We start from the raw sequence: 23,053 nt of genomic DNA on the forward strand, positions 1-23,053 counted from the left end.
TCAGGCCTGCGGGGCAGGCGCCTGCGCGGAGCGCCTCCGCAGCCAGTTGCGCAGGAAGGCCTTCACCTCCGGGTGCTGCGACTGACGGAAGTGGTCCGGCGGGCCGTACTCCACCACGCGCCCCTCGTGCATCAGCGCCAGGTTGTCCGCCATGCCGAAGGCGGACGCCACGTCCGGCGTAATCACCAGCGACGTGGCCCCCAGCTGCTGCTTGCCCGTGGTGATGATTTCGTTCACCGCCGCCGTGGTCAGCGGATCCAGACCCGCCGTGGGGTCGTCGTAGAGCAAAATCTTCGGCTGGAGGATGGTCGCGCGCGCGAAGCCCACGCGCTTCTGCATGCCGCCGGACAGCTCGCCCGGGAAGCGCGTGGCCGCGTGCGACAGGCCCACCTTGCCCAGCGTCTCGTTCACCGTCCGGGTGATGTCCGGCTCGGACATCTTCGTGCGCTCGCGCAGCGGGAACGCCACGTTGTCGAAGACGTTGAGCGAGTCGAACAGCGCGTTCGCCTGGAAGAGGATGCCCAGCTTGCGGCGCATCTGGTTGAGCGAGGGCTCGTCCATCTTCGCCACCTCCTCGCCCTCCACGCGCACGAAGCCGCGGTCCGGCCGCATCAGGCCCATGATGTGCTTCATCAGCACCGTCTTGCCCGAACCGGACACGCCCATCAGCACGCAGGTCGTGCCCTCCGGCACCACCAGGTCCACGCCCCGCAGCGCCGGCTGCCCGCCAAACGACTTGTGCAGGTCCCGCACCTCGAGGGTCAGCTTCGGCGCCGGCTCACGGCTCGCGTCACTCATCGCCCCGGAACCCTACCGCGCGGGCCCCGCCGCCGCGCTCCTGATTCACGCCGCGCCTCACCGCCTGCCCGCTCCCTCCTGCCTCCGCGCGCGATGCCTCCAGAGGCCGAACAGGGTCAGCGCCACCAGGCCGGTCCCCACGGCCAGCCCCGGGACGAGGCTCCGCCCCAGGCCGTGCGGCGCCATGCCCGCGGCGGGCCGCACCGGCACCAGCGCCGCGTCCCCCATCACCCCCAGCCCCGCCCACATGGCCGCGGGCTCGCCGTCCTCCCACGCCTCGCGCTGGGCCTCCCGCAGCGCCGACGACGCGCCCTGCCCCGCCGCCAGGTGCCGGTAGTAGCGCTCCAGCAGCGCCGCGGCCTCGGCGTCGCGCATGGGCCACAGGCTGGCCACCACGGCTCTCGCCCCCGACTCGAAGAAGGCCCGCGCGAGGCTCAGCACCCCCTCGCCCGCGAGCAGCGCGCCGGAGGCTCCCCGGCAGCTGGAGAGCACCACCAGCGCGTCCCGCAGCCGCAGCTCCGTGATCTCCCGGGGCTGGAGCAGGCCGTCCTCCCCCTCCGCGCCCGGGGCCAGCACCAGGGCGGAGCGCTCGGGGGACTCGACGTCCACGACCGCGTGCGCGGCCACGTGGAGGATGCGCACCGCGTCCCAGCTTGACGCCTTGAGGGCCTGCTCGGAGGCGTCCGCGCCCACGAGCAGCCGGGGCTTCACGGCCGTGGCCGCCAGGGCCTCGCTCACGGTGCGGCCCTCGCGCCGCGCCTCCGGAAGCGCTCCCAGGCTCGCGGTCTCCAGGAACACGCCGCCCCTCGCGGTGGCCACCTTCGCGCCTTGGAGGGTATCCCCCCGGTCCGGATCCGCCAGGACCAGGGCCTCGCCTTCCGGCGGCCGTGCGGGCTGCTCACGCCAATGGTGGAGCAGGCTCGCGGAGGGCACCCGCGCCAGTTCGTACCGGGCCATCAGCGGCGGGCCGTCCGCGCGCTCCCGCAGCGCGGCGAAGGGCAGGTCGTGCAGCGGACCATCCGGCACGAGCAGCAGGCGCGACACCTTCGCGGGAAGTCCTCGCAGCGCCGGGGCGAGCAGCTGCGTGTACAGCGCCGCGGCGGCCCCTCCTTCCGAACCATCGCGGCGCTCGATGAGGCCCGACAGGAGCGCGACCGAGGGACGCAGCCGTGCACGCTCGGGGATGCGATACGCGCGCGTGCCCTCGCGCGTCACCGCCAGCACCCAGGCGCATCCCGTGTGCCCGCCCTGGAGGTCGTGGTCCGCGCCCACGAGGAAGACGAGCAGGGCCTCCTCTTCGCCCAGGCGCTGCTCGGTCGCGGCGAGCGACGCGAACGAGAGCTCCGCGCGCCGGGCCGCCGGACGCAGCTCGCGCTCGCGGCGCTCCAGCTCCTGAAGCGCTCCCAACAAACTCGTGCGCTCGGACGCGGACAGCGCCGGCTCCAGCAGCCGCCGCTGGGTGACGGACAGGCTGCGCAGCACGCCGTCGCGCGCCTTCCGTTGCTCCGGTGCCTCCGCTTGCGTGGGGAGCGCGCGGGAGGCCACCAGGGCCTCGAACAACGTCCTCGCCCGCAGGCGCTCACTCACCGCGAAGGCGCGCTCCAGGGCCTCGCGGGATGGCACGGCGGAGGTCTCTCCGGCGTCCAGCGTGCGGCCCGCGAGCCGGTGGTAGTCGCTGGCCCAGCCGGAGAAGAGCTCGGCCTGGCTGGTGGCGTCCCGCTGCCACTGACGCAGCACCTCCACCGCGTCGAGCGCGCGCTCCGCCTCCGCCAGGGCCTCCGGCAGCGGACGCGTGCGGAAGGCCACCGTCGAGCGCGCCCGCCACGCGGAGGCGAGGTAGAGCGGGTTGTCGTGCTCGGCGGCCAGCGCCAGGGCCTCGTCCACGTCGCGCCACGCGGCGGCCGCATCCACCGCCGCCCGGCGTTCGGCGCGCGTCCACAGACAGGAGATGCGCCGCTCGGGCAGGTCCTTCTCCCGGGCGATGTCGATGCAGCGGCCCAGGGCGTCCTCCGCTTCACTCCGCTCCCCGGGCGCGTCGCCCAGCAGCTCCGCCAGGAGGCGCAGCGACATCGTCTCGAAGACCTTGCTGCCCGCGCGCTGGGACGCCGCGACCGCCTCCCTCGCGAGCCGCATCAGCTCCGGCCGGCCTCCGGGTTCGGGACGCTCCTCCTTCTGCCGCCAGGCGAGGTTCGCGAGCGCGAAGCGGACGCGCGCCTCCGTGCCCGCGTCCTTCGTGCGCTCCGCCAGCTCCGCGAGCCGCGCATACAGGTCCCGCGCCTCGTCGAAGCGGCCCAGGTTCATGCTCACCGTGGCCAGCGGGCTGAGCAGCTGCTTCTTCATGCCGTCCGTGCCGTCCGGGAAGGTGAGCGCCTCCGCGCGCTTGAGCAGGCGGTAGGCACGTCCCAGGTCCTGGCCCAGGTCGGACAGCTCGGCCGCCTCCAGGATGAGCGCGCGCACCTCCAGCTTCGGGTCCCCGGAGGCCCGGGCCACCTCGCCCACCCGCAGGACCCACTGGTGCGCCTCCTCCGTCTGCCCGCGCATCCCCAGCACGCTGCGCAGGTTGATGCCGGCCAGCACCTCGCCCTCCGCGTCCCCCAGGTCGCGGAAGGCGAGCGCCGCGCGGCGGTAGGACGCCTCCGCTCGCGCGGGCTCGGAGAGCAGCTCCATGTGGCCGAGCACCAGCGTGAGCCACGGACGGTCCGGGTGCCGCGCGATGAGGCCCTGGAGCCTGCGCCGGGCCTCGTCGCGCCCTTCGAGCCCCTGGGCGCTCCGGAAGAAGCACATCGCCGCGTCGGAGCCCTCCGGGTGGGCGTTGAAGGCCTCCTCGCATTTGGCGAGCGCGGAGGGCTCCGCGGAGGCGGCGACCCGCGCCGGGACGCACAAGGCCAGCCCCACCCCCAGGGTGAAGCCGCCCAGTCGTCCCATGCGCTGTCGCCGCCTTCCGGTCACCTGGGCTCCACGGTCGTACCGCATGCTGCCAGAATGGTGACCGGCTCCGGCATGCCCGTGATGGGGTCGATGGCGGTGGCGTGCATCTCGCAATAGGTGCTCTTGGGGTCCGAGGGCTCCTCATCTCCGTCCCGCTCGAGGACCAGGACCCCCGCGGCCAGCCTCTCCGCGCCCGCCGGCATGATGACCTGCGCGCGGACCCCGCCCGGAGAGGGAGCCCGGGCGCTCACCCGCAGCGGGGCTCCCGCGCTCACGGTCCCCGTGACGCTCGCGAGCACGGCACCGGCGTCGTCCACGATGTTCAGGGTCATGGGCACCATCGTCGGCTCGCGCAGGGTGCCCGCCTCCACCACGGAGGCCACCACCGTGTCACGCGTGGCGCCCGTCAGCGGCTCCGTGGTCATGGTCGTCGTGTACGACGACGCGACCTGCGCCGCGACCGCGACGCCCCAGAGCAGCGCCACCATCGCCAGCGCGCGCACCCATTCCCTGCCAGTCTTGATTGCCTTCATAACGCCCCCTCTGCTTGTCATTGCGTGGACGACCACCACCGCGTGCGGCTGCGCACGCATTCACAACCCAGGACTCACGGACCTGCTGGTGATGGACGCCGCCGGCCAATTCCCTTGAGGGCTGGACGGACGGCGCCGCGCTCACCGCAACCGGTTCACGAACGTGCTGCTCCGCTGGACGCTTCCATCCGGCAGCCGGGCTTCCACCTGCCACAGGATGCGGGCTCCGGCGGTCAGCTCCACGAGCACATCCGCCGGCACCGTGTATTCGCGCGACGCCAGCCGCTCCGCGCGATGGAACAACTTCAAGTCCTCCGACGACACCTGCACGCTCCAGGACAGGGCCTGGGGCACTCCGCTCCAGCGGAGCACGAACTGCTCGCGGGGAAGCGCGGTGGCTTCCGGCACCTGGGAGGCGATGGCCTCCGCCGCGCCGCCGCGGATCCGCGTCGGGTCTTCCCCCGGCTGCTGCTGCCGCAGCACCACGACCGTGCCCACCAGGACCACCACCGTCGCCGCCATCGCCGCCCAGGCGGGCCGCCCCTGCCAGACGCGCCGTGCCGGCTCGCGCCGCGCGGACAGGGGGACGACCTTCGCGGGAGCTTCAACACCTGTCGCGGGCGCCTCGTCCCCCGTCGCGGACGCCTCACCCGCCACCGGCGCCTTCTCCGCCTCCGCCGCCGCCTGCGACATCGCCTTCGCCAACCGCCAGGCCTGCGCCCACGCGGGATCCGCCGCGACGCGCTCGACAATCTCCCGGCGCTCCTCGGCCGGAAGCGCGTTCGTCACCGCGAGCCAGACGCGGTCCGCGTCCACCGGCTCCCCTTGCGCGTCATCGTCGCGCAGCGCCGTGCGCAGCCGCTCCACGCCCGCGGCATCCAGCGTGTCATCCTCGGGACGGCGTTCGCTCACGGCTCGATTCCCTTCATGGAGAGACAGGCTCGCAGCGCGCTCAGCCCACGGTAGATGAGGTTCTCCGTGCGCTTGGCCTCCCAACCCAGCAGCTCCGCGGCCTCCGGAACGGTGTGCCCCTGCAGGTGCAGCGTCACGGCGAGGCGGCGGTCCTGCACCAGCCCCTGAAGACAGTCACGCACGGCCCGGGCAATCTGCGAGGCCCCCGCCGCTCGCTCCGGGTCTCCCGGCGCCACCGGTTGTTGAGGCCCCTGCTCCACCTCCTCCAGCGCCACCTCCTTGCGAGCCCCCAGCCGGCGAAGCTCGTCAATCAGCGTCGTGTACGCCACCCGGTACAGGTACGCCGGGGTCAGCTCCCTCTGGCCCGGGGTGCGCCCGCGCAGCTCCACCACCTTCATCATCGCGACCTGCAACAGGTCCTCCCGCCGGTCCGCGAGCGACGCGGGACAGACGCTCGCGAGCGCCCGGCCCAGGTCACGCCGCAGCGTCTCCAATCCGGCGTCCGGGGATGCTCCCGCCCATGGGCCGTGCCGCAACTCCAAGATGCCTCCCCTCGCGAAAAGGGTGCCGAGCGTCGTTCGAACGCATCATCGGCGGCCAGGAGAAGCCGGGCAATCCGGGAAAATTCCCCGGAGCCCTGGGGCTCCGGGGAGGACACCCGCGCTACCGGAGGTTCGCGTCCCAGGCAATCAGGCGCAGGTCCCCGCCCCCCGTGCCCGTCGTCAGGCGCACGGCGGTGACGACGAGGCGGACGCCCACGGTGGTGGAGGTGGCGGACAGGCCGGACACGATGGCGCCCGCGCGCTCCTTGCCGGTGCGGCGCACCTTGCCGTCATTGCCCACGTCCCAGGTGTAGACGCGCAGGTTGCCCGTGGTGTCGCGCACCGGGGTCACCAGGTGCGGGCCCCCCACGCGCGTCGCGCTCAGGTCCAGGATGGTCTCGCCGTCCTCGTGGTCACGGCGCACGAACTGTCCGGCCGCGGTGACGTCGAAGGAGATGTTGCGCAGCACGCCGTTGGTCAGGCGCGTGCTGGCCACCACCACCTCGCGCGAGCCGTCAGGCACGTGGACGGTGCTGAGGGCCACGTCCGTCACCGCGCCCGCCAGGTGGGTGCCCCGCGGGATGAGCGTCTTCTGCGGAGTGATTTCCCACGCCGTCAGGCTCAGGTTGCCCGTGGGCGTGCGCACCGCCGTGACGACGCCGGTGAAGCGGCTGACGTCCCCGTCCACGCGGCCGTTGAAGACGGGCGTCATGGCCACCTTCGTCGCCTCCTCGCCGAAGCCGTTGCCCATGCGGGTCAGCGTGTCCAGCGTCGTGGACGTCTCCCAGGTGCTGACCTTCAGGTGGCCCGTGGCGTCGCGGAAGGCGCTCACCACGCCCTGCCCTGACGGCAGGGCTGCGACGTTGATCTCCGTCGCGTCCGCGTCGCCGCCGGCCTCGCCCTTGCGCACGATGGCGCCGTTCGAAGCGACCTGCCAGGCGATGAGCTTGAGCTTGCCGTCCCCATCCCGCAGCGCCGTCACCACGTCGCGCGTGGAGCCGCTGTGCGGGTGCGCCATGGCGATGGAGCTCGCCGCGCCCGCGGAGGCCTCTTGCAGCTTCGTGAACTGGCCGCCCCCGTTGAGCTGCCACGAGCCCAGCGCCAGCCGCCCCGTCACGTCCCGCGTGGCCGTCACCACCGTGCTGCCCGAGGACGCCATCGCCACCTCCAGCACCGGGGCTCCGGTGATGTCGCCCCGGCGCAGCAGCGGATCCGGGTGGATGGCGGAGGGGAACTGGTTGAGCGCCTGGTTCTGGAGCGGGTCGTAGGTGAGCGACGAGTCGAAGTTCACATCGCCGTTCTTCTGCCACGCGTGGGAGAAGGGCAGCGGAATGGACGTGCCCAGCGTCGTCTCGCTCGTCATGGGCTGCAGGTGCACGTGCAGGTGGGGATGCGCCGAGGCGCCGGAGCTGCCCACGCGGCCCAGGAACTGCCCGCGCTTCACGCGCACCCGCTGCGCCGCGGGGACGATGACCTCCCGGGGCAGGTCCCCCACGCGGTCCTCCGCGTCCGCCACGTAGGTGTCGTTGAAGGGGCAGAGCTCCTCCGGGACGCTGCCGGGCTGCAGGTGCGCGTAGAGGATGATCTTCCCGTCGTCCGTGCGGACGTTCACGTGGTTGCCCGAGCGCGGGATGCGCAGCGGGTTGGACGTGCGGCCCGGGTGGGGCACGTCGTCATCGCCGTACACCTCCGGCTTGAGGCCCTCCGGGGCGTTGCGCCAGCAGGTCAGCACCTCGCCATCCGCGATGGCGGAGACGGGCAGCCCGTAGATGACCCAGTCGGAGTTCTTCGGGTCGGCCGCGTAGTCCGCGAAGGGAACCTTCACGCGGGTGAACCGCTTCGCGTCGTCATCGAAGCGCACGGCGTTGAGGTCGCGGTTGTGCGTGCCGCCGTGGTCGCTGGAGATCCACCAGTGGCTGCCCTCGGGCAGGTCCGCGCTGGTGCCGGGAAAGGCATACGTCTGCGCGGACGCGCTCAGCCCCAGGGTGGTGAAGGCCATGGCGGTGAGCCGGGCCACGGCACGAAGACGCGGGGACGGGGACATGGGGCTGCTCCTCGGAAGGTGGCGCCCGGCGGCCGTGAGGGCCGTCCGGTTTCGCGCCTGCACCCACCCAACGGAGCTGCCCCTTTTTTCCCCTCACCCCCTGCGTGTGATTCCTCCCGCAGCGCTTCAGTGCGGCGCGGGTCCCAGCCCGGCCGGCTCCACCTGCTGTCCGGCCGCCTGCCCGGGACGCGCGCTCGACAGCACGTCGATGCGCAGGCGCAGCCAGTCCATGCCGCGCGGCCCGTTGTAGTCATGCGCGGAGAAATAGAGGGTCACCGTCCCCGCGCGCAGCGCGAAGCGCGCCTCCCGCCGCTGGTACGTGACGCGGAAGCCCTTCGTCCGGCCCACCTCCACCAGGTCCCGCGTCATCGCCTTCGCCTGCTGCTCCGCTTCTTCCGCCCAATCCGAAGACATGGTCCTGCCCTCCAAGTGAACGTGTTCGCGCTACCCGGCCGCCACCGGCAGCGACAGCTCGAAGCGCGTTCCGGCCCGTGACGTCGAAGCCACCTCCAGGGTGCCGCCGTGCGCCTCCGCGATGCGCCGCGCGAGGTACAGGCCGATGCCCAGGCCCGTGGAGCCCGGGCCCCGCGTGAAGCGCTCGAAGAGCGTGGGCACCATCTCCGCCGGAATGCCCGGCCCCTGGTCGCTCACGGACACCCGCACCCAGGGACCCTCCGGACGCGGCTGCGCTTGCAGCGCGATGTCCACGGGCCGTCCCGGCGGCGAGTGCTTGAGCGCGTTCGCCACCAGGTTCTCCAGCACCTGCCGCACGCGGTCCGGATCCGCCACCGTCACCAACTCCTCGGGGCCCTCGACGTGCACGGGGCGCTCGGGGGTGCTCGCGGTGGTGGCCAGCTCCCGCACCAGCCCCGTCAGGTCCACCGGCTGGGGACGCAGGCTGAAGAGGCCCTGGTCCAGGCGTCCCACGTCCAGCAGGTCGTTGATGAGCCGCGTGAGGGAGCGCAGCGACGCGGCCGCGCCCGCCGCGTCCCGCAGGTCCTCCTGCGCGTTGTTCCGCTGGGCCCTCCGCTGGATGAGCTGGAGGCGGGCCTGGAGCGGCAGCAGGTGGTTGGCCATGTCGTGCGCGAGCACGGTGATGAGCTCCTCGGCCGCCTTGCGGCGCGCCTGCTTCACCGCCAGCTTCGTCAGCTCCTGCACCAGCTCCACGCGGTGGGCCACCATGCCCACCCAGCGCGCCACGGCCTGGAGGAAGCTCAGGTCGTGCTCGGTGAAGAAGTCGTTTTTCGCCGACGACACGCCCAGCACGCCCCGCGTCTCCATGCCGATGGGCAGCGGCACCATCAGGCTGGAGCGCACCCCCAGCCGGAACTTGATGCCGGGCAGCTCCTCCGGGTCTGACTCCTGGTGGCCCGCGATGAAGGGGGTCTCCGTCTCGTACACCTGGACCGCGCGCCCGCCGTTGGCCAGCGGCATCCGGTCCAGCCCCAGCGACTTCTGCAGGTGGGCCATGGGCGTCTGGCTGGTGCCCACCGCGACGAGGCTCTGGCTGCTCTGCTCGAAGAGGAAGACGTCCACCTTGTCGGCGTTCAGCAGCTCGGAGATGAGCTGGCCCGCGGTGTCCAGCGTGGGGCGCAGCTCGGCCGCGGGGAGGGCCAGCAGCTGCTCCAGCGCCCTCAGCCGGGGGTCCGTCCATCCACTGCCTGTCCCTGCCCTCTCGTCATTCACCCGACAACGGTGGGGATGCCCCCTGCCCGGGGCCACCCGGGGTGTGGGCAACCCGGCGGATGCACACGCCACCCGGGCAGCCTGCTCCCCTGCCCGTGCTCCAGGCGTTCAGACCATGCCGCCGTTGGCGCGCAGCACCTGGCCGTTGATCCACCCGCCCTCCGGCCCGGCGAGGAAGGCCACGGACGCGGCGATGTCCTCCGGGGTGCCCAGCCGCTCCAGGGGGTTCAGCTTCGTCATGCGCTCCACCAGCTCCGGGGACTTGCCGTCCAGGAAGAGCTCCGTGGCGGTGGGGCCGGGCGCGACGCAGTTGACGGTGATGTTCCGGCCGCGCAGCTCCTTGGAGAGCACGGCGGTCATCGTCTCCACGGCGGCCTTGGTGGCCGAGTAGACGCCGTACGCCTCCATCCGCAAGCCGATGACGCTGGTGGAGAAGTTGATGACGCGGCCCCCGTCGCGCAGCCGTCGCGCGGCTTCTCGCAGGCCGTTGAACGTGCCCTTGATGTTGACGGCCACGTGCTGGTCGAACAGCGCGTCGTCGAAGTCCGCGAAGCGGATGAACTTCCCGATGCCCGCGTTGTTCACCAGCACGTCCACCCCGCCGAACGCCGCTTCCGCCGCGTCGAACATGCGGGGGAACGCGGCGGGGTCCGCGACATCCGCCTGGACGCTCAGGGCCCGGCCTCCGGCCGCTTCAATCCGGCGCACCACCGCCTCCGCCGCGTCGCGGCTGCCCGCGTAGTTGACGAGGACGTTGAAGCCGTCGCGAGCCAGCCGCTCCGCCACCGCGGCGCCGATGCCGCGCGAGGCGCCCGTCACGAGGGCCGTCTTCTGCTGCTGAGGGGTCTGGGGGGTCGTCATGGCTTCCTTCCGGGAGTTCGCCGTCGCCGGCGTCGTGTGAGAGGAAGATGGACCTTTCCACCCTTCGGATAATCGGCTTTGTTCCGGCATCACTGTTCGACAGGGCGGATAATGGACCGGTTCGACGCCATGAAGGCCTTCACGCGCATCGTGGAGTGCCGGAGCTTCACGCAGGCCGCGAAGGACCTGGGGTTGCCGCGCTCGTCGGTGACGGACGCGGTGAAGGGGCTGGAGGCGCGGCTGGGCGTGCGGCTGCTCCAGCGCACCACGCGCCACGTGAGCCCCACGCTGGACGGCGAGGCGTACTACCAGCGCTGCGTGGCGCTGCTCGCGGACCTGGAGGAGGCGGACGCGGCGTTCGTGGGGGCCCGGCCGAAGGGGCTGGTGCGCGTGGAGGTGCAGGGAACGCTGGCGCGCCGGGTGGTGCTGCCCCGGCTGCCGGAGTTCCTGGAGCGCTATCCGGGCATCGAGCTGTACATGAGCGAGGGCGACCGGTTCGTGGACCTGGTGCGCGAGGGCGTGGACTGCGTGCTGCGCGCGGGCGAGCTGAAGGACAGCGACATGGTGGCCCGCAGGGTGGCGCTGCTGGAGGAGGTGACGTGCGCGTCGCCGGCCTACCTGGCGCGGCACGGCGTGCCGGAGAGCCTTGAAGCGCTCCAGCGCGGGCACCGCATGGTGGGCTTCCGCTCCTCCGCGACGGGGAGCCTCATCCCGCTGGAGTTCACGGTGGGCGGCGAGGTCCGCCACGTCGTGCTGCCCACGACGATGAGCGTGAACGGCGCGGAGACCTTCGTCGCGGCCGCGCGGCTGGGACTGGGCCTCATCCAGGCGCCGCGCTACCGCCTGGAGGAGGACTTCGGGCGAGGCACCCTGGTCCCCGTGCTGCCCCAGTACCCGCCCACGCCCACGCCCGTGTCCCTGATGTACCCGCGCAACCGGCAGCTGTCCCCGCGCGTGCGCGTGTTCATCGACTGGCTCACGCAGGGCTTCGCCGCGCCCTGAGCTTCAGCGCAGCTTCAGGCCCTTGGGGCGGGCCTGCAGCCGGTCCACGTAGGCCTCCAGCTTCGGCCGTCCCGTGGAGCCGCCGAGCATGCGCTGGTAGATGAACATGGAGCCGATCATCACGTCCGCGGCGGTGAACCAGTCCCCGAAGAGGTAGGGCCCGTCGCCCAGCTCGCGCTCCACGGCGTCCAGGGCCTGCTCGTACTCCGTCCACCCGCGCGACGGCGGCGTGGGGAGCTGCGCCATGTGGTCCGCCATGGACGGCTCCAGCTGCGACGTCGAGTACACCACCAGCGACAGGTACCGGCCGCGCTCCGGCGCGTCCAGCTTCGGCGCCAGCTTCGCCTGCGGGTACTTGTCCGCGACGTAGAGACAGAGGGCCGCGTTCTCGAACACGCGGACCTCTCCGTCCACCAGCGCGGGCAGCTTCCCGGCGGGGTTCACCTTGAGGTACTCGGGCGACTTCTGCTCCCGCTTGTCCAGGTCGATGGGCACGATCTCGTACTCGACCCCTGCCTCGTCGAGCATCCACTTGCCAATCACCGCCCGGCTCCGCGGATTGAAATAGAGCTTCATGCAGGCACCTTTCGTGAGCACCACGTGGAACCACCCCGGACGGGAAACGCCCGGGGCGGGGGCCGCATTCGCTCACATCCGGAGCCGCTAGGGCACGGCCTTCGACGCGGGCGCTCCCGCCGGCGCGTCCAGCTTCTGGAGCGCGGACGCCGCGTTCGTGTTGGCGGGGTCCAGCTCCACGGCCTTGCGGTAGTTCACCCGCGCCTGCGCCTTGTCGCCCTGGGCGAGGTACGCCTCGCCCAGGCTGTCGTAGGCGTTCCCGTCCTTCGGGAACATCTCCACGTTGAGCTTGAAGATTTCAATGGCATCCGCCTTCCGGCCCTCCCGGAGCAGCTGGTAGCCCAGGCTGTTGAGCTGCCCTTCGGAGAAGTTGTACGCGTTCGCCTTCGTGGCCTTCAGCTCGCGGTAGCGCGCGACGGTGTTCGCAATGGGCTCCTTGTCGAGCGTCGCGCTCAGGACCTCGCGGATGCCCTGCCGGGGCGGCTGGGGCGGGATGCCGTGGAGCACGCTGAAGAGGCCGGCGGCCAGCGGCTTGAGCGCGTCGCCGCGAGACGTGTTGTCCAGGAGGATGACCACCTCCCTGCCCACCGGCACGCGGTAGATGCGCGAGCTGAACCCGTTGATACCGCCGCTGTGGTGGATGGTGGCCAGCTCCGTCTTGCCGTCATCCAGCTTCAGCGGCTCCACGAACACGCCGAAGCCGTATCGCTCCAGGCCGGGCGTGAACATCTTCTGCTTGAGGGCCTCCGGCAGCAGCTTGTTTTCGTAGAGCGCGCGGTCCCAGCGGTAGAGGTCCTCCACCGTGGAGTACAGCGACCCGGCGGCGTACGGCAGGGACGTGTCCAGGTAGGGGGCGTTGATGTAGCCCTGCGGCAGGAGCTCGTAGCCGCTGGCGCGCTTGGGCAGCACCGTGGCGTGGACGTCGTAGCCGGAGTCCTTCATGCCCAGCGGCGTGAAGATGCGCTCCTGCACGGCCTGTGCGTACATCTTGCCGGTGACGCGCTCGATGATGGCGCCCAGCAGGAAGTAGCCGGAGTTGTTGTAGGCGAACTTCGAGCCGGGCTCGAACGCCAGGTCACCGCTGGCGAACTGCTTCACGAAGTCCGCGACCGCGTAGGGATTGCGCGACACCTTGGCGGAGAAGTCCGGCGCCGACGTGTAGCTGGGGATGCCGGACGTGTGGTTGAGCAGGTGGGTGATGGTGACGCGCGAGCCCGTGTCCTTGCGGTAGTCCGGCAGCACCGACACCAGCGTGTCGTCGAGCTTCAGCTTCCCCTCCGCGACCAGCTGGAGGATGACCATGGCCGTGAACTGCTTCGTCACGGACGCGAGGCGGAACTTCGTGTCCGGCGTGTTGGGCACGTTCCATTCGAAGTTGGCGGACCCGTAGGCCTTCTTCAGCAGGACGCCCTTCTCGTTGGCCACGAGCGCCGCGCCGTTGAACATGCGCAGCTGGTGGTACTGCGTCAGCAGCCGGTCCAGCTCCTGCTGCCGCGTCGCGGCACCCGCGGCGACGGGGACGAACAGCAGGGCGACAGCGAGCACACCCAAGAGGCGCAACGGGTTCCAGGTCATCCGGTCTCTCCCAACCATGAGCCTACAGACGCCCCGGCGGCGAGGCGATTGCATCCGGCGCGTCCAGCGCCTGGAGGAAGCGGGCCGCGAGCGGAACGGCGACGCGTCCGCCCACCCCTCCCCCCTCCACGAACACCGCGAAGCCGATGCCGCCGCGCACCCCGATGAACCACGCATGGGTCTCGGGCGGCACGGACGTGCCGAACTCCGCCGTGCCCGTCTTGCCCATGAGCCCCGCGAAGCTCGCGGCGGACTTCGCCGTGCCCTCCTTCACCACCGCGCGCATGAGGTCCCGGAGCGCCTCCGGAGTCCCCGGGCTCAGCCGGGCCTCCGGACCGGGGGCCGCGTCCGCCAGCAGGCGCGGCGCGTGCCAGACGCCGGAGCCCGCCGCCGCCGCGACGGTGGCCATGTGCAGCGGCGTGGCCAGCACGCGCCCCTGGCCCATGGACGCCGCGGCGCGCTCCGCGTCGTCGCGAGGTTCGGGGAAGGTGGCTCCCGGTGAGGGCAGCCCCACGTCGTAGTCCACCCCGAAGCCGAAGCGCCGCGCCGCGTCCTCCAGCGCGCGCCGGTCCAGCCGGGCCTCCAGCTGGATGAACGCCGTGTTGCACGACAGCGCGAACACGCGCCGCAGCGTGGTGGTGCCCAGCACCTCGGACTCGAAGTTGCGGAAGCGCCTGCGGCCCGCCGTCACCTCCACGGGACAGTCCGCGCGGGAGCCCGGCTTCAGGCCGCTCGCGAGCAGCGCCTCGGAGGTCACGACCTTGAACGTGGAGCCTGGCGGATAGCGTCCCGTCAGCGCGCGGTGCAGCGCCTCTCCGAGCGGCCGGCTGGCCACCGCCAGCACCTCCCCCGTCGCCGTGTCCACCGCGACCAGCGCGGCGGGGAGGGAGACGTCCATGAGCGCCGCCTCCGCCGCCGCCTGCACGTCCATCCGCAACGTGGTGCGCACGTGGCGTCCCGGCTCGCCGTCGAAGCGGTGCAGCACCTCGCTGTCGCCCGAGCGGCGCAAGAGCCGCACCTCGCCGGAGGGACGTCCCGCGAGCGTCCGCTCCTGCGCGCGCTCCAGGCCCGACAGCCCCACCACGTCCCCCGCCTGGTAGAGCGGGCCCAGCACCTGGAGCGCCTCCGCCGTCACCTCGCCCACGCGTCCCAGGGTGTGCGCGGCGAAGCCTTCCGCCGGGGTGAGGCGCGCGGGCTTCTTGCGGAAGAAGATGCCGGGCACCGGCGCGAGCACGGCGCGCACCTGCTGGTAGCGCTCCTGGCGCACGTCGATGAACGCGACGAACTGCTCCGGCTGCGCGCTCGCGGCGTTCAGCGCGGCGAGCACCCTCGCGGGGTCCACCCCGAGCTGCGCCTGGAGCACGCTGGCCACGGCCGCGCGGTCCTTCACCCGGCCCGGCAGCACGCCGATGCGGATGACCTCTCCGGGAACGGTGAGCGGCTCGCCGTCCCCATCGAGCAGCTCCCCGCGCGGGCTCCAGCTCCTCGTGCGGCCGAAGCGATCTCCGGGCCGTGCGGCGGGATGGAGCACCGCCGGCGTCCAGCGCAGGCCCCAGCGCTGGCCCTTTCGCTCGAAGCGCAGCCGGGACTCCACCTCCCAGTCCCCCAGCCCCCGCAGCGTGTGCACGCCCCGGAACCTCACCACCGCCGTGGCGCCGTCATCGGCTTCGAGCTCCGGCCGCTCGAAGCGCGAGGCCACGACGCCCAGGTCCTGCCGCCACCGCGCGTGCTGCGCGTCGAAGTCCGCGGGCGCGTCCACGAGCGCGTCGCGCTGGGCCGCCACGTCGTTGCGCGCCCACGCGTCCAGGTACCGCAGGGCCAGGTCCTCCGGCCCTCCGGGCACGACGGACCTCGCGGCTCGCGGCATGCACGCGGGAAGCAGCAACAGGAGGCAGAGCCCCACCCAGGAAATGACCGCCCGTCCGTACACGCGCCCCGTGTACCGCGCCCTCCGCGCCAAGGCGAACATCCTGCGACAGATGTGTCCCCCTGGACCGGGGGCGGCACCTCACGCGCACGCGGAGCACGCGTGGATCAGCGGACCGTCTGCTCCTGGGTCTTGCTGGCGCCGTCGCCCGTCGCCGTGAGGGTCAGCGGGCCCGCGGTCGCGGCCTTGACGTGGAAGAGGCCCTCGCGCTGCGAGTTCTTGAGGCTCACCACCGTCACGGGCGCATCCGAGCAGTCCGGCAGCAGGTGGAAGGTCGCGCCCGGATCCGACGCGGCCAGCGTCACCTCCGGCACGGACAGCGGGGCCAGGTTGCCCGCCAGGTCCCAGCCCTGCACCCCCAGCACCTCCGAGCACGTCCCCACGTCCAGCGTCCGCGCGGGGGTGGCGAAGCCCACCTGGCGCTCCTCGCCCTGCGTCGTCACGTCCAGGGCGAGCACGTTCTCCGGATACACCTCGGGGTCGTACCCTTCACCGCTGATGCGGTTGCGGCTGATGAGGTTCGCGGTCCCGTTGTCCGCGATGGCGGCCTGGTAGCTGGCCGTCAGCGTCGTATTGCTCAGCGTGTTGCCGAGCACCTGGAGGTTCTGCGACGTGGCCGGAGGGGTGAAGTCCCCCCCCACCGATTGCAGCAGGTTGATGCCGACGTCGTTCTCCGTCAGCGCGTTGTCCTGGATGAGCAGGTCGTGGCACAGCTCCCGCCCCGCGCCGTAGTACTCGCCGCCCAGCACCATGATGCCGGAGCCCCAGTCGCGCTCGAACTCGTACGCGTTGCCCTTCACCTGGTTGCCCACCACCTGCCCGGAAACCCCATACGCCAGCTGGATGCCGATGCGCGCGATGCGGTCGGTGGGGCCCAGGCCGTCGATGACGTTGTCCTCCACCGTCACCGCCACCGGCCCCAGCACCACCACGCCCGCCTTCTGGTAGCCCGTCAGCCGGTTGCCCCGGAGGACCACCGTCACCGGCGTGGCGTCCGCCGCCATGTTGCGCACGTCGATGGCGAAGCCCTCCTGGCAGCCCCCGATGTTGCCGGCCTGGTTCAGGTCCTCCACCACCGTGTCCTCGATGGTGCCGCTCGCGCCCTCCAGCAGGATGCCGCGCAGCCGGTCCACGTCCGCGTCACACACGTCCGACAGGTTCCGCGCCGTCACGGTCACGTCGCGCACGTTCGCCACCGTGCCCCGGTTGCGCAGCACCGCGCCCGTGTAGTGGGTCCCGGCCCCATCCTCGGTCGCGGTCAGCGTGTGCCTGGCCCCGTTGAACGTGAAGCCGTCCGGGATGAACACCGCGCTCTGGACCACGCAGTCCTCGCGCAGCGTCACCTGTCCCGGTGACAGGGTGATGGCGCAGGGGGTCTCTCCCGGACCGCAGCGCCGGCCTGCCCAGGCCACGGAGAAGGAATGCCGCGCGCTCGCGCCCGAGGTGTTCTTCACCACCACCTCCACCGTGGGCGTGACGTCCGCCGGCAGGCAGGTGAGCTCCGTCCAGTCCACCGTGCTCGTCGTGCCGTCCCCCGTGGCCGTGCCGAGCGCGCCCGCGTTCGACGTCCAGGTGAACGTCATCGCCTCGCCACGTGGGTCCTTCGCCTTCACGGAGAACGTCACGCGTTCACCCGCGAGCGCGGACTGCGCGGACAGCGTGGCGTCGCCAAGGACGGGCGGCGCGTCCTGCCGCACGCACAGGTTCACGAGCTGCTCCGTGCTTCCGCCGAAGCCGTCCGTCACGGCGCCCTTCAACTGGCAGCCGCACTCCGTCGGCACCGCCGTTGGCGTGAAGACGGGCATGGCGGCGGTGGCGTCACGGAAGGTGCCCTCGCACGTCGCGCTCCAGGCGTACGTCAGCACGTCCTTGGGGCCGTCCTCGTCCTGGACCTTCGCCTGGACCTGGAACTCCTCGTTCAGCTTGACGTCCTGGGGGGCTCCCGCTTCGGAGGGCACGGGGGCGCGGTTGAACGCCGTGAAATCCAGCGTCGGCGGAGCGCGCGTGGTGCCCATGCCGATGCGGAACTGGAGCGTGGACACCGCGCCCTGGGCATCCGTGACGCGCAGGCGGATCAACGCGTCATGAGCGATCTCCGAGTCGACGCCGCCATCGGACAGCAGGAACTCCGGGTCAACGCCGCCATCGGGCTCCGGGAACTCCGCCGTCCACGCGCAGGTCGTGTCCACGCAGTCGAGCACTCCGGAGGAGGCGGTCCAGGCGTAGGTGAGCGCATCCCCCTCCAGGTCACTGGCCTGCGCGCTCAGTTGCACGGTGTCGCCCGGCGCCACGATGCTGCTCGGCGCGCGCACTTCGTGGATGCGCGGCGCGTGGTTGGCCAGTTCCGGCAGGCCGGACTCGGGCAGCGGCACCAGGACCACGAGCGCTTCTTCATACAGCGGCAGCTTCACGCCGGCGTCCAGGCTCAGGGCGCCCACGATGCCGTCCGCGCCGTTCACGGCGTCCACGGCCAGCCGGATCTCCTCCTCGGAGGACTCCGGCTTCACGACGGTCGACCATGCGATGCCGCCATCCGGATCCGTCTTGGGCGTCAGCGCCTTCGACTCCGTGGCACCGGAAGCGTGCGTCACCGTGGTCGTCACCGTGACGGCCTCCGACGACCGGGGCAGCGCGACCACGACCCGCGCGCCACCCGCCAGTGGCGCCGTGAAGGAGGGCTCCTCCTCCACGCAACCGACCAGGGTCGACAACAACGCCCCCACGAGGAGCACGGCATTGGCTGGCTTCAGGGTCACGGCATCCTCGGGGAAGGCGGACGGGAACAGGAACGATACCGGGTCACTCCCAGCCGTCCAATCCACGGGGACCCGCGGCCATGTGTGCCCGGCACGCAGTCCAATGCCTGCCAATCCTCCGCGACCCGAGGGCGGGTACTGCGGCGAGCCCAGGGAGTCGGCCAGAAGGCCGTCAACAACGCCTGAGCCCGAAGCGCTCCGCGAAGCGCGACCGCGGACTGCGACGAGGCGTTCGCGGACGACCACGCGGATTCCCGGGCAGAGGCGCGCCGCCGGGCGCACGGTCCGCCAAACCTGTCCGACAGTCGGACAGGTTTTCGCCGCATGGGGCCCGAGGCCGCGTCGGCCCGGGAAGTCCATGTCAGACCCCTCTGGTGGGATGGGCGAGGTTGGGGCGAGGAGGGCGATGGGGATGGGGCGGGAAGAGCAGCTGGCGCATGGCCATGGGTGCACCGGACGCAAGGTGCGGGCGGTGGCGCCGCAATGGCGAAGTCCTCTCCCGTGCGTTCGCGCCGTCCTCCCGCCGCATGGTCCCCGTCCACGTCGCGGTGCTGGGCTCCGCCGCGTGCACCCGCCCGAGCCCCGCCGTCCCCAGCCCTGGCCCATCCGGCTCGCTCACTGGGCCAACGTGCCGCTGCTCGCCATCCTCGCGGCCAGCGGGTTGCAGATCCTCGTCGCGTATCCGCGCATGGGGCCTCGCGGACGGCCCTTCGCGCTCTATCCCTTCCAGGACGCCATGCCGCCGTCGTGGCTGCGCCTGGGGGACTGGCTCGCGGGGGCGCGGAGCTGGCACTTCGCGTTCGGCTGGTTCCTGGCCCTCAACGGGCTCGTGTACGTGCTCTACCTCGCGCTCAGCGGCGAGTGGCGCCGCCGCCTGTTCCTCCCGCGCCGCGACACGCGCGACGCCGTGGCCACGCTCGCGTACTACCTGCGGCTGCGTCCCGCGCCCGCGCGGACAGGCCTCTACAACGGGCTCCAGCGGCTGGCGTACACGGCCGCCCTCGTCCTGGGCGCGCTGTCCGTCCTGTCCGGGCTCGTCCTCTACAAGCCCGTGCAGCTCCAGTGGCTCACGGCCCTCTTCGGTGGCTACGACCCCGCCCGGTTCATCCACCTGCTGCTGCTCGGGCTGCTCGCCCTCTTCACCGTGGGCCACGTCGTCCTCGTCGCCCTGCACCCGCGCACCTTCGGGGAGATGCTCACCGGCGGGAGGAAGCCCGATGCCTGAGCGGGTCCTCACGCGCCGCCGCGTCCTCCTGGGCGCCGCCGCGCTCGCCACCAGCGCCTGCGATTCGCAGCGCCCACGCGCGGGCTTCCTCGGCGCCATGGACCGCTTCAACGAGCGCGCCCAGGCCGCCCTCTTCAGCCCCACCCGGCTCGCCCCCGAGGAGCCCGCCGGACAGCTCACCCCGCCCGGCGACTTCCCCCACTACTTCCTCTCCGACACCGTGCCGCTGGCCCCCGCCGGCTGGCGCCTGGAGGTCGGCGGACTCGTGGCCCGGCCACGTGCCTTCTCGCTGGAGGAGCTGCGCCAGCTGCCCCGGACCGACTTCCGGATCCGCCACCACTGCGTGGAGGGCTGGAGCGCGGTGGCGTCATGGCATGGCGTGCGCGTCAGCGACCTGGCGCAGGCCGTGGGCATGGACCCGCGCGCGGGCTTCGTGGAGTTCCGCTCGTTCGACCAGGGCTATTACTCGTCGTGGGACGCGCCGAGCGCGCTGCACCCGCAGACCGTGCTCGCGTACGGCATGAACGGCGCGCCGCTCATCCCCGGCCATGGCGCGCCCCTGCGCCTCTATTCGGGCGTGAAGCTGGGCTACAAGATGGTGAAGTACCTCACCACCGTGCGCTTCCTCCCGGAGGCCACGGGGGGCACCTGGGAGGACCGCGGCTACGAGTGGTTCGCCGGCGTGTAGCGCACCGCTTCAGCGCTTGGTGTTGATGACGCCCGGCAGGAACGGCGTGAAGCCGCGCTTGCGCAGGGCCTCGCGCTCGGCGAGCAGGGCCGCCAGGGCGGCCTCGCGCGTGGGGTAGTGGTTCACCGCCGCGCCGTTGATGGCGCCGCTGGTGTTGATGAACGTGCGCGTCATCTCGTCGCCGCCGTAGCGGAACGAGCGGTGCGTGTTGCGCTCCAGCACCTCGCGGCGCACCTGCCCGAAGGTGCGCCCCGCGGTGTGGCGGATGATGAGCCCGTCCAGGTTGATGAGCAGGTCCACCCGGCCGTTGAACTTCGCGAACTGCTCCTCCACCTCGCGCCGCCAGCGATACACGTCCTCATCCGTCACCAGGATGCAGTCGGTGAAGCTCGCGGTGACGACGTCGTGCTCGGCGTCGCGTTCGAAGGACATACCCCAGGCCATGTCACGTCCTCCTTCAGGCCTGCGCGGCGTTGCCCGCGAGGAACGCCGACAGCAGCGCCGCCGTCTCCGCCGGACGCTCCACCTGGGGGTAGTGCCCCGGCCCCGGCAGGTGCGTCAGGCGCGCGTTCTGGATGAGCCCCACCACCGCCTGCTTGAGGAACATCGGCGGCAGGAACGGATCATCCGTGGCCACCACCAGCGTGGGCGCCGTGATGGCGGCCAGCCGGTGCGCGAAGCCCCCCGCCGTCCAGGAGTCGAAGCACTGCTCGATGGCGTCCTTGCCCACCGCGCCCGAGTCCTTCAGCAGGACCTCCAGCGACTCCGGCGACAGCTGCTTGCACGCCAGGCCGAGGATGGTCTTCTGCTTCTCCCGGTCCCCCGCCGAGGTGCGGAACAGGCCCGCCGCGTCCGGCGGCAGGGGCAGCCCCGACGCGGGCACCGTGTTCGCCAGCACCAGGCCGGTGACGCGCGCGGGCGCCTCCGAGGCCACCCACTGGGCAATCTGCCCGCCCATGCTGTGGCCCACCAGCGCGAAGCGCTGCGCCTTCGCGTGGTCCGCCACCGCCAGCACGTCCTTCGCGTACTGCTCCAGCGAGTACCCCGACGCCGGCCGCCCGGACTGCCCGGTGCCCCGGTGGTCCAGGACGATGAGCCGCAGCCCCGTCATGTCCAGCTTCTCCAGCATCGGGTCCCACACCGCGCCGGACACCATCCACCCATGCACCAGCACCACGTCGCGAGAACCGTCCCCCAGGACCCGGTAGTGCAGGGGTGTGCCATCCGTCGCGTTCGTCGTGGGCATGGGGGTCTTCCTCCGAGGGGGGAAACAGCTGGAAGTCGTGACTTAAAGGGGAAGCGTAGCAAGCCATGAGTCGGGCGTGGCCGTCCACAGGCTCGGGGGTTGTCTGGAGGGATGAGGGGCGGGCTGTCCCGTCGGGTAGGCGCGGCGGGTGGGAATGAAGGGTGGGAGTGGGTGGGCGCTTTGCGGCAGACTCGGGGGCGTCATGAGGGATGGACGCAGCGGGACGGCGGGAGCGAAGCGCACGGTGTACTGCGAGGACGCGCTCGCGTGGCTGGAGGCGCGGCCGGTGCTGGACGGGTGTTCGGTGGTGGCGTCGCTGCCGGACGTCTCCGAGTTCCCGTCGCTCACGGTGCCCCAGTGGAAGGACTGGTTCGTGGGGGCGGCGGCGAAGGTGTTGTCGCGGGTGCCCCAGGACGGGGTGGCGGTGTTCTACCAGTCCGACGTGAAGAAGGACGGGGCGTGGGTGGACAAGGGCTACCTGGTGTCGAAGGCGGCGGAGGCCGCGGGGTGCGACACGCTCTGGCACAAGGTGGTGTGTCGCCGGACACCGGGGACGGTGACGTTCGGGAGGCCGGCGTACTCGCACCTGCTGTGCTTCAGCCGGGGGCTGAAGGCGGACGCGGCGAAGTCCACGGCGGACGTGTTGCCGGAGCCCGGCGAGGTGACGTGGACGCGAGGCATGGGGCTCAACGCATGCCTCGTGGCCTGTCGCTTCATCCTGGAGCAGACGCGCACGCGCACGGTGGTGGACCCCTTCTGCGGCCACGGCACCGCGCTCGCGGTGGCCAACGCGCTGGGCCTGGACGCGGTGGGCGTGGAGCTGAGCCGCAAGCGCGCGCGCCGCGCGAGGAACCTCCAGGCGACCTGGACGGGCGGCAAGCTGGAGCTGTCCAGCGTGGCGGGCGACGCGGAAGAACCGCCGCCGGGCGAGGCCTGACGGCTCAGGCCGCCTGCGCTCCCGCGAGCGCCTGGGCCACGTCCTTCTCCAGCTGGGTGAGGAACGTCTCGAACAGGCGCTCCTCCAGCGCGAGCGCGGGCTCCAGCGTCACGCCCGCCTTCTCCAGGCGCTGCTGACAGGCGTCCTCGATGGCGCGGCGGTGGGACTGCTCCTCCACCACCACGCGCCCCAGCTCCTCGCGCACCACCGCGTGCCGCGTGGCCGCCTTGTAGAGCGGATAGAGCACCATCGCCCGGCGCTCCACCACCGCCGTCGTGAGCAGGTAGTGCAGGTACACGTCCGCCGTCCCCGTCACCCCCGTCACCCACTCCGCCAGCTGCCGGTCCAATGACTGGAACCACGCGGACGCCGCGCCCACGCTCAGGAACTCCGTCACGTCCTCGCGGCCCGCGACTTCACAGGCCAGCCGCTTGAACGTGAACGCGTGGCGCGTCTCGTCCGCCAGGTGCCCCAGCACCTCCAGCGACGGATGCCGGTCCGCCACCGTGCGCGAAATCTTCCGCGCACCAATGAACTCCAGCAGCGACACCGTGTGCAGCCACCGCACTTCCAACTCCGGAACCTGAACCAGCTGCCGCAACACCGTCTGGATTCTGTCACGCATGGGGCGCCCCTCTACCGCGCCCCGAGGGCCCTCCCAAGCACTGTCGCTCCGGACAGGAGCCCTCCCCCCTCCTGGCCCGGAAGCCAGGGCCAGCGGACTGGCCAACAGTGCCGGTGCCCCCGGGTTTGACCGGGAGGTCCCCGCCGCCGTTTGCTTCCCCCTGTCGAGGGCTGCGCCTGGTGCCGGGGGGTT

At 72.1% G+C, this 23,053-nt stretch carries 20 protein-coding genes; 4 read left to right on the forward strand and 16 right to left on the reverse strand.

Going from position 1 to position 23,053, the window contains the following annotated elements; all coding sequences use genetic code 11:
* The 9 genes from NR792_RS26260 to NR792_RS26300 all read right to left on the reverse strand — a co-directional run bounded on the left by NR792_RS26260 (window position 1) and on the right by NR792_RS26300 (window position 10,304).
* Entirely contained in the window at window positions 1–798 is a 798-nt protein-coding gene (locus NR792_RS26260; RefSeq protein ID WP_375755432.1) for an ABC transporter ATP-binding protein, read from the reverse strand.
* 57 nt (window positions 799–855) lie between these two features.
* The gene (locus NR792_RS26265; protein ID WP_375755433.1) at window positions 856–3,723 is read right to left on the reverse strand and encodes a CHAT domain-containing protein; all 2,868 of its coding nucleotides are present in this window, start codon (window positions 3,721–3,723) and stop codon (window positions 856–858) included.
* A 20-nt stretch (window positions 3,724–3,743) separates the two neighbouring features.
* Window positions 3,744–4,259, reverse strand: coding sequence for a hypothetical protein (locus NR792_RS26270; protein WP_375755434.1), 516 nt, complete (start codon window positions 4,257–4,259; stop codon window positions 3,744–3,746).
* A 141-nt stretch (window positions 4,260–4,400) separates the two neighbouring features.
* Entirely contained in the window at window positions 4,401–5,171 is a 771-nt protein-coding gene (locus tag NR792_RS26275; protein ID WP_375755435.1) for a hypothetical protein, read from the reverse strand.
* The gene (locus tag NR792_RS26280) at window positions 5,168–5,665 is read right to left on the reverse strand and encodes an RNA polymerase sigma factor (protein WP_375755436.1); all 498 of its coding nucleotides are present in this window, start codon (window positions 5,663–5,665) and stop codon (window positions 5,168–5,170) included. The genes NR792_RS26275 and NR792_RS26280 overlap by 4 nt, the downstream gene beginning before the upstream one ends.
* Before the next feature lie 169 nt (window positions 5,666–5,834).
* On the reverse strand, window positions 5,835–7,757 hold the full coding sequence (locus NR792_RS26285; RefSeq protein WP_375755437.1) for a M23 family metallopeptidase: 1,923 nt from the start codon (window positions 7,755–7,757) through the stop codon (window positions 5,835–5,837).
* A 126-nt stretch (window positions 7,758–7,883) separates the two neighbouring features.
* The gene (locus tag NR792_RS26290) at window positions 7,884–8,171 is read right to left on the reverse strand and encodes a hypothetical protein (RefSeq protein ID WP_375755438.1); all 288 of its coding nucleotides are present in this window, start codon (window positions 8,169–8,171) and stop codon (window positions 7,884–7,886) included.
* Between the two features lie 30 nt (window positions 8,172–8,201).
* Window positions 8,202–9,443: an ATP-binding protein gene (locus tag NR792_RS26295; RefSeq protein WP_375755439.1), complete on the reverse strand. Its 1,242-nt coding sequence runs from the start codon at window positions 9,441–9,443 to the stop codon at window positions 8,202–8,204.
* Window positions 9,444–9,551: 108 nt separating this feature from the next.
* Window positions 9,552–10,304: an SDR family oxidoreductase gene (locus NR792_RS26300; RefSeq protein ID WP_375755440.1), complete on the reverse strand. Its 753-nt coding sequence runs from the start codon at window positions 10,302–10,304 to the stop codon at window positions 9,552–9,554.
* Between the two features lie 129 nt (window positions 10,305–10,433).
* On the opposite strand from NR792_RS26300, the gene NR792_RS26305 reads away from it, so the two are divergent.
* Window positions 10,434–11,306 carry a LysR family transcriptional regulator gene (locus NR792_RS26305; protein WP_375755441.1) on the forward strand — a complete coding sequence of 291 codons (873 nt, stop codon included), beginning with the start codon at window positions 10,434–10,436 and terminating at the stop codon, window positions 11,304–11,306.
* 3 nt (window positions 11,307–11,309) lie between these two features.
* Here the strand turns inward: NR792_RS26305 and NR792_RS26310 are convergent, their stop codons facing one another.
* The 4 genes from NR792_RS26310 to NR792_RS26325 form a co-directional block, all read right to left on the reverse strand.
* The gene (locus tag NR792_RS26310) at window positions 11,310–11,882 is read right to left on the reverse strand and encodes a glutathione S-transferase family protein (RefSeq protein WP_375755442.1); all 573 of its coding nucleotides are present in this window, start codon (window positions 11,880–11,882) and stop codon (window positions 11,310–11,312) included.
* Between the two features lie 87 nt (window positions 11,883–11,969).
* Window positions 11,970–13,457: a serine hydrolase gene (locus NR792_RS26315; RefSeq protein ID WP_375755443.1), complete on the reverse strand. Its 1,488-nt coding sequence runs from the start codon at window positions 13,455–13,457 to the stop codon at window positions 11,970–11,972.
* 22 nt (window positions 13,458–13,479) lie between these two features.
* Window positions 13,480–15,426, reverse strand: a complete 1,947-nt coding sequence (locus NR792_RS26320) for a penicillin-binding transpeptidase domain-containing protein (protein ID WP_375755444.1) — start codon at window positions 15,424–15,426, stop codon at window positions 13,480–13,482.
* Between the two features lie 65 nt (window positions 15,427–15,491).
* Window positions 15,492–18,140 carry a right-handed parallel beta-helix repeat-containing protein gene (locus tag NR792_RS26325; protein WP_375755445.1) on the reverse strand — a complete coding sequence of 883 codons (2,649 nt, stop codon included), beginning with the start codon at window positions 18,138–18,140 and terminating at the stop codon, window positions 15,492–15,494.
* A gap of 565 nt (window positions 18,141–18,705) precedes the next feature.
* On the opposite strand from NR792_RS26325, the gene NR792_RS26330 reads away from it, so the two are divergent.
* Window positions 18,706–19,365: a cytochrome b/b6 domain-containing protein gene (locus NR792_RS26330; protein WP_375755446.1), complete on the forward strand. Its 660-nt coding sequence runs from the start codon at window positions 18,706–18,708 to the stop codon at window positions 19,363–19,365.
* Window positions 19,358–20,053: a molybdopterin-dependent oxidoreductase gene (locus NR792_RS26335; protein ID WP_375755447.1), complete on the forward strand. Its 696-nt coding sequence runs from the start codon at window positions 19,358–19,360 to the stop codon at window positions 20,051–20,053. The genes NR792_RS26330 and NR792_RS26335 overlap by 8 nt, the downstream gene beginning before the upstream one ends.
* Before the next feature lie 9 nt (window positions 20,054–20,062).
* Here NR792_RS26335 and NR792_RS26340 read toward each other — a convergent pair whose 3' ends face one another.
* The gene (locus NR792_RS26340) at window positions 20,063–20,497 is read right to left on the reverse strand and encodes a hypothetical protein (RefSeq protein ID WP_375755449.1); all 435 of its coding nucleotides are present in this window, start codon (window positions 20,495–20,497) and stop codon (window positions 20,063–20,065) included.
* Window positions 20,498–20,510: 13 nt separating this feature from the next.
* Window positions 20,511–21,299 carry an alpha/beta fold hydrolase gene (locus NR792_RS26345; RefSeq protein WP_375755450.1) on the reverse strand — a complete coding sequence of 263 codons (789 nt, stop codon included), beginning with the start codon at window positions 21,297–21,299 and terminating at the stop codon, window positions 20,511–20,513.
* A gap of 202 nt (window positions 21,300–21,501) precedes the next feature.
* Here NR792_RS26345 and NR792_RS26350 point away from each other — a divergent pair, with 202 nt between their 5' ends.
* Window positions 21,502–22,236: an SAM-dependent methyltransferase gene (locus NR792_RS26350; RefSeq protein WP_375755451.1), complete on the forward strand. Its 735-nt coding sequence runs from the start codon at window positions 21,502–21,504 to the stop codon at window positions 22,234–22,236.
* A gap of 4 nt (window positions 22,237–22,240) precedes the next feature.
* Here NR792_RS26350 and NR792_RS26355 read toward each other — a convergent pair whose 3' ends face one another.
* A complete protein-coding gene (locus tag NR792_RS26355; RefSeq protein ID WP_375755452.1) occupies window positions 22,241–22,861 on the reverse strand; it encodes a hypothetical protein in 621 nt (206 codons plus the stop codon).
* Between the last annotated feature and the right edge of the window lie 192 nt (window positions 22,862–23,053).

Source organism: Corallococcus exercitus (assembly GCF_042231735.1).
Lineage (GTDB): Bacteria > Myxococcota > Myxococcia > Myxococcales > Myxococcaceae > Corallococcus > Corallococcus exercitus_B.

Excerpts from the sequence above, each read along its gene's own strand:
- NR792_RS26285 (WP_375755437.1), bottom strand. The coding sequence starts at position 7,757 with ATGTCCCCGTCCCCGCGTCTTCGTGCCGTGGCCCGGCTCACCGCCATG.
- NR792_RS26310 (WP_375755442.1), bottom strand. The coding sequence starts at position 11,882 with ATGAAGCTCTATTTCAATCCGCGGAGCCGGGCGGTGATTGGCAAGTGG.
- NR792_RS26345 (WP_375755450.1), bottom strand. The coding sequence starts at position 21,299 with ATGCCCACGACGAACGCGACGGATGGCACACCCCTGCACTACCGGGTC.
- NR792_RS26305 (WP_375755441.1), top strand. The coding sequence starts at position 10,434 with ATGAAGGCCTTCACGCGCATCGTGGAGTGCCGGAGCTTCACGCAGGCC.
- NR792_RS26315 (WP_375755443.1), bottom strand. The coding sequence starts at position 13,457 with ATGACCTGGAACCCGTTGCGCCTCTTGGGTGTGCTCGCTGTCGCCCTG.
- NR792_RS26350 (WP_375755451.1), top strand. The coding sequence starts at position 21,502 with ATGAGGGATGGACGCAGCGGGACGGCGGGAGCGAAGCGCACGGTGTAC.
- NR792_RS26300 (WP_375755440.1), bottom strand. The coding sequence starts at position 10,304 with ATGACGACCCCCCAGACCCCTCAGCAGCAGAAGACGGCCCTCGTGACG.
- NR792_RS26265 (WP_375755433.1), bottom strand. The coding sequence starts at position 3,723 with ATGGGACGACTGGGCGGCTTCACCCTGGGGGTGGGGCTGGCCTTGTGC.
- NR792_RS26290 (WP_375755438.1), bottom strand. The coding sequence starts at position 8,171 with ATGTCTTCGGATTGGGCGGAAGAAGCGGAGCAGCAGGCGAAGGCGATG.
- NR792_RS26340 (WP_375755449.1), bottom strand. The coding sequence starts at position 20,497 with ATGGCCTGGGGTATGTCCTTCGAACGCGACGCCGAGCACGACGTCGTC.
- NR792_RS26335 (WP_375755447.1), top strand. The coding sequence starts at position 19,358 with ATGCCTGAGCGGGTCCTCACGCGCCGCCGCGTCCTCCTGGGCGCCGCC.
- NR792_RS26270 (WP_375755434.1), bottom strand. The coding sequence starts at position 4,259 with ATGAAGGCAATCAAGACTGGCAGGGAATGGGTGCGCGCGCTGGCGATG.
- NR792_RS26260 (WP_375755432.1), bottom strand. The coding sequence starts at position 798 with ATGAGTGACGCGAGCCGTGAGCCGGCGCCGAAGCTGACCCTCGAGGTG.
- NR792_RS26355 (WP_375755452.1), bottom strand. The coding sequence starts at position 22,861 with ATGCGTGACAGAATCCAGACGGTGTTGCGGCAGCTGGTTCAGGTTCCG.
- NR792_RS26320 (WP_375755444.1), bottom strand. The coding sequence starts at position 15,426 with ATGTTCGCCTTGGCGCGGAGGGCGCGGTACACGGGGCGCGTGTACGGA.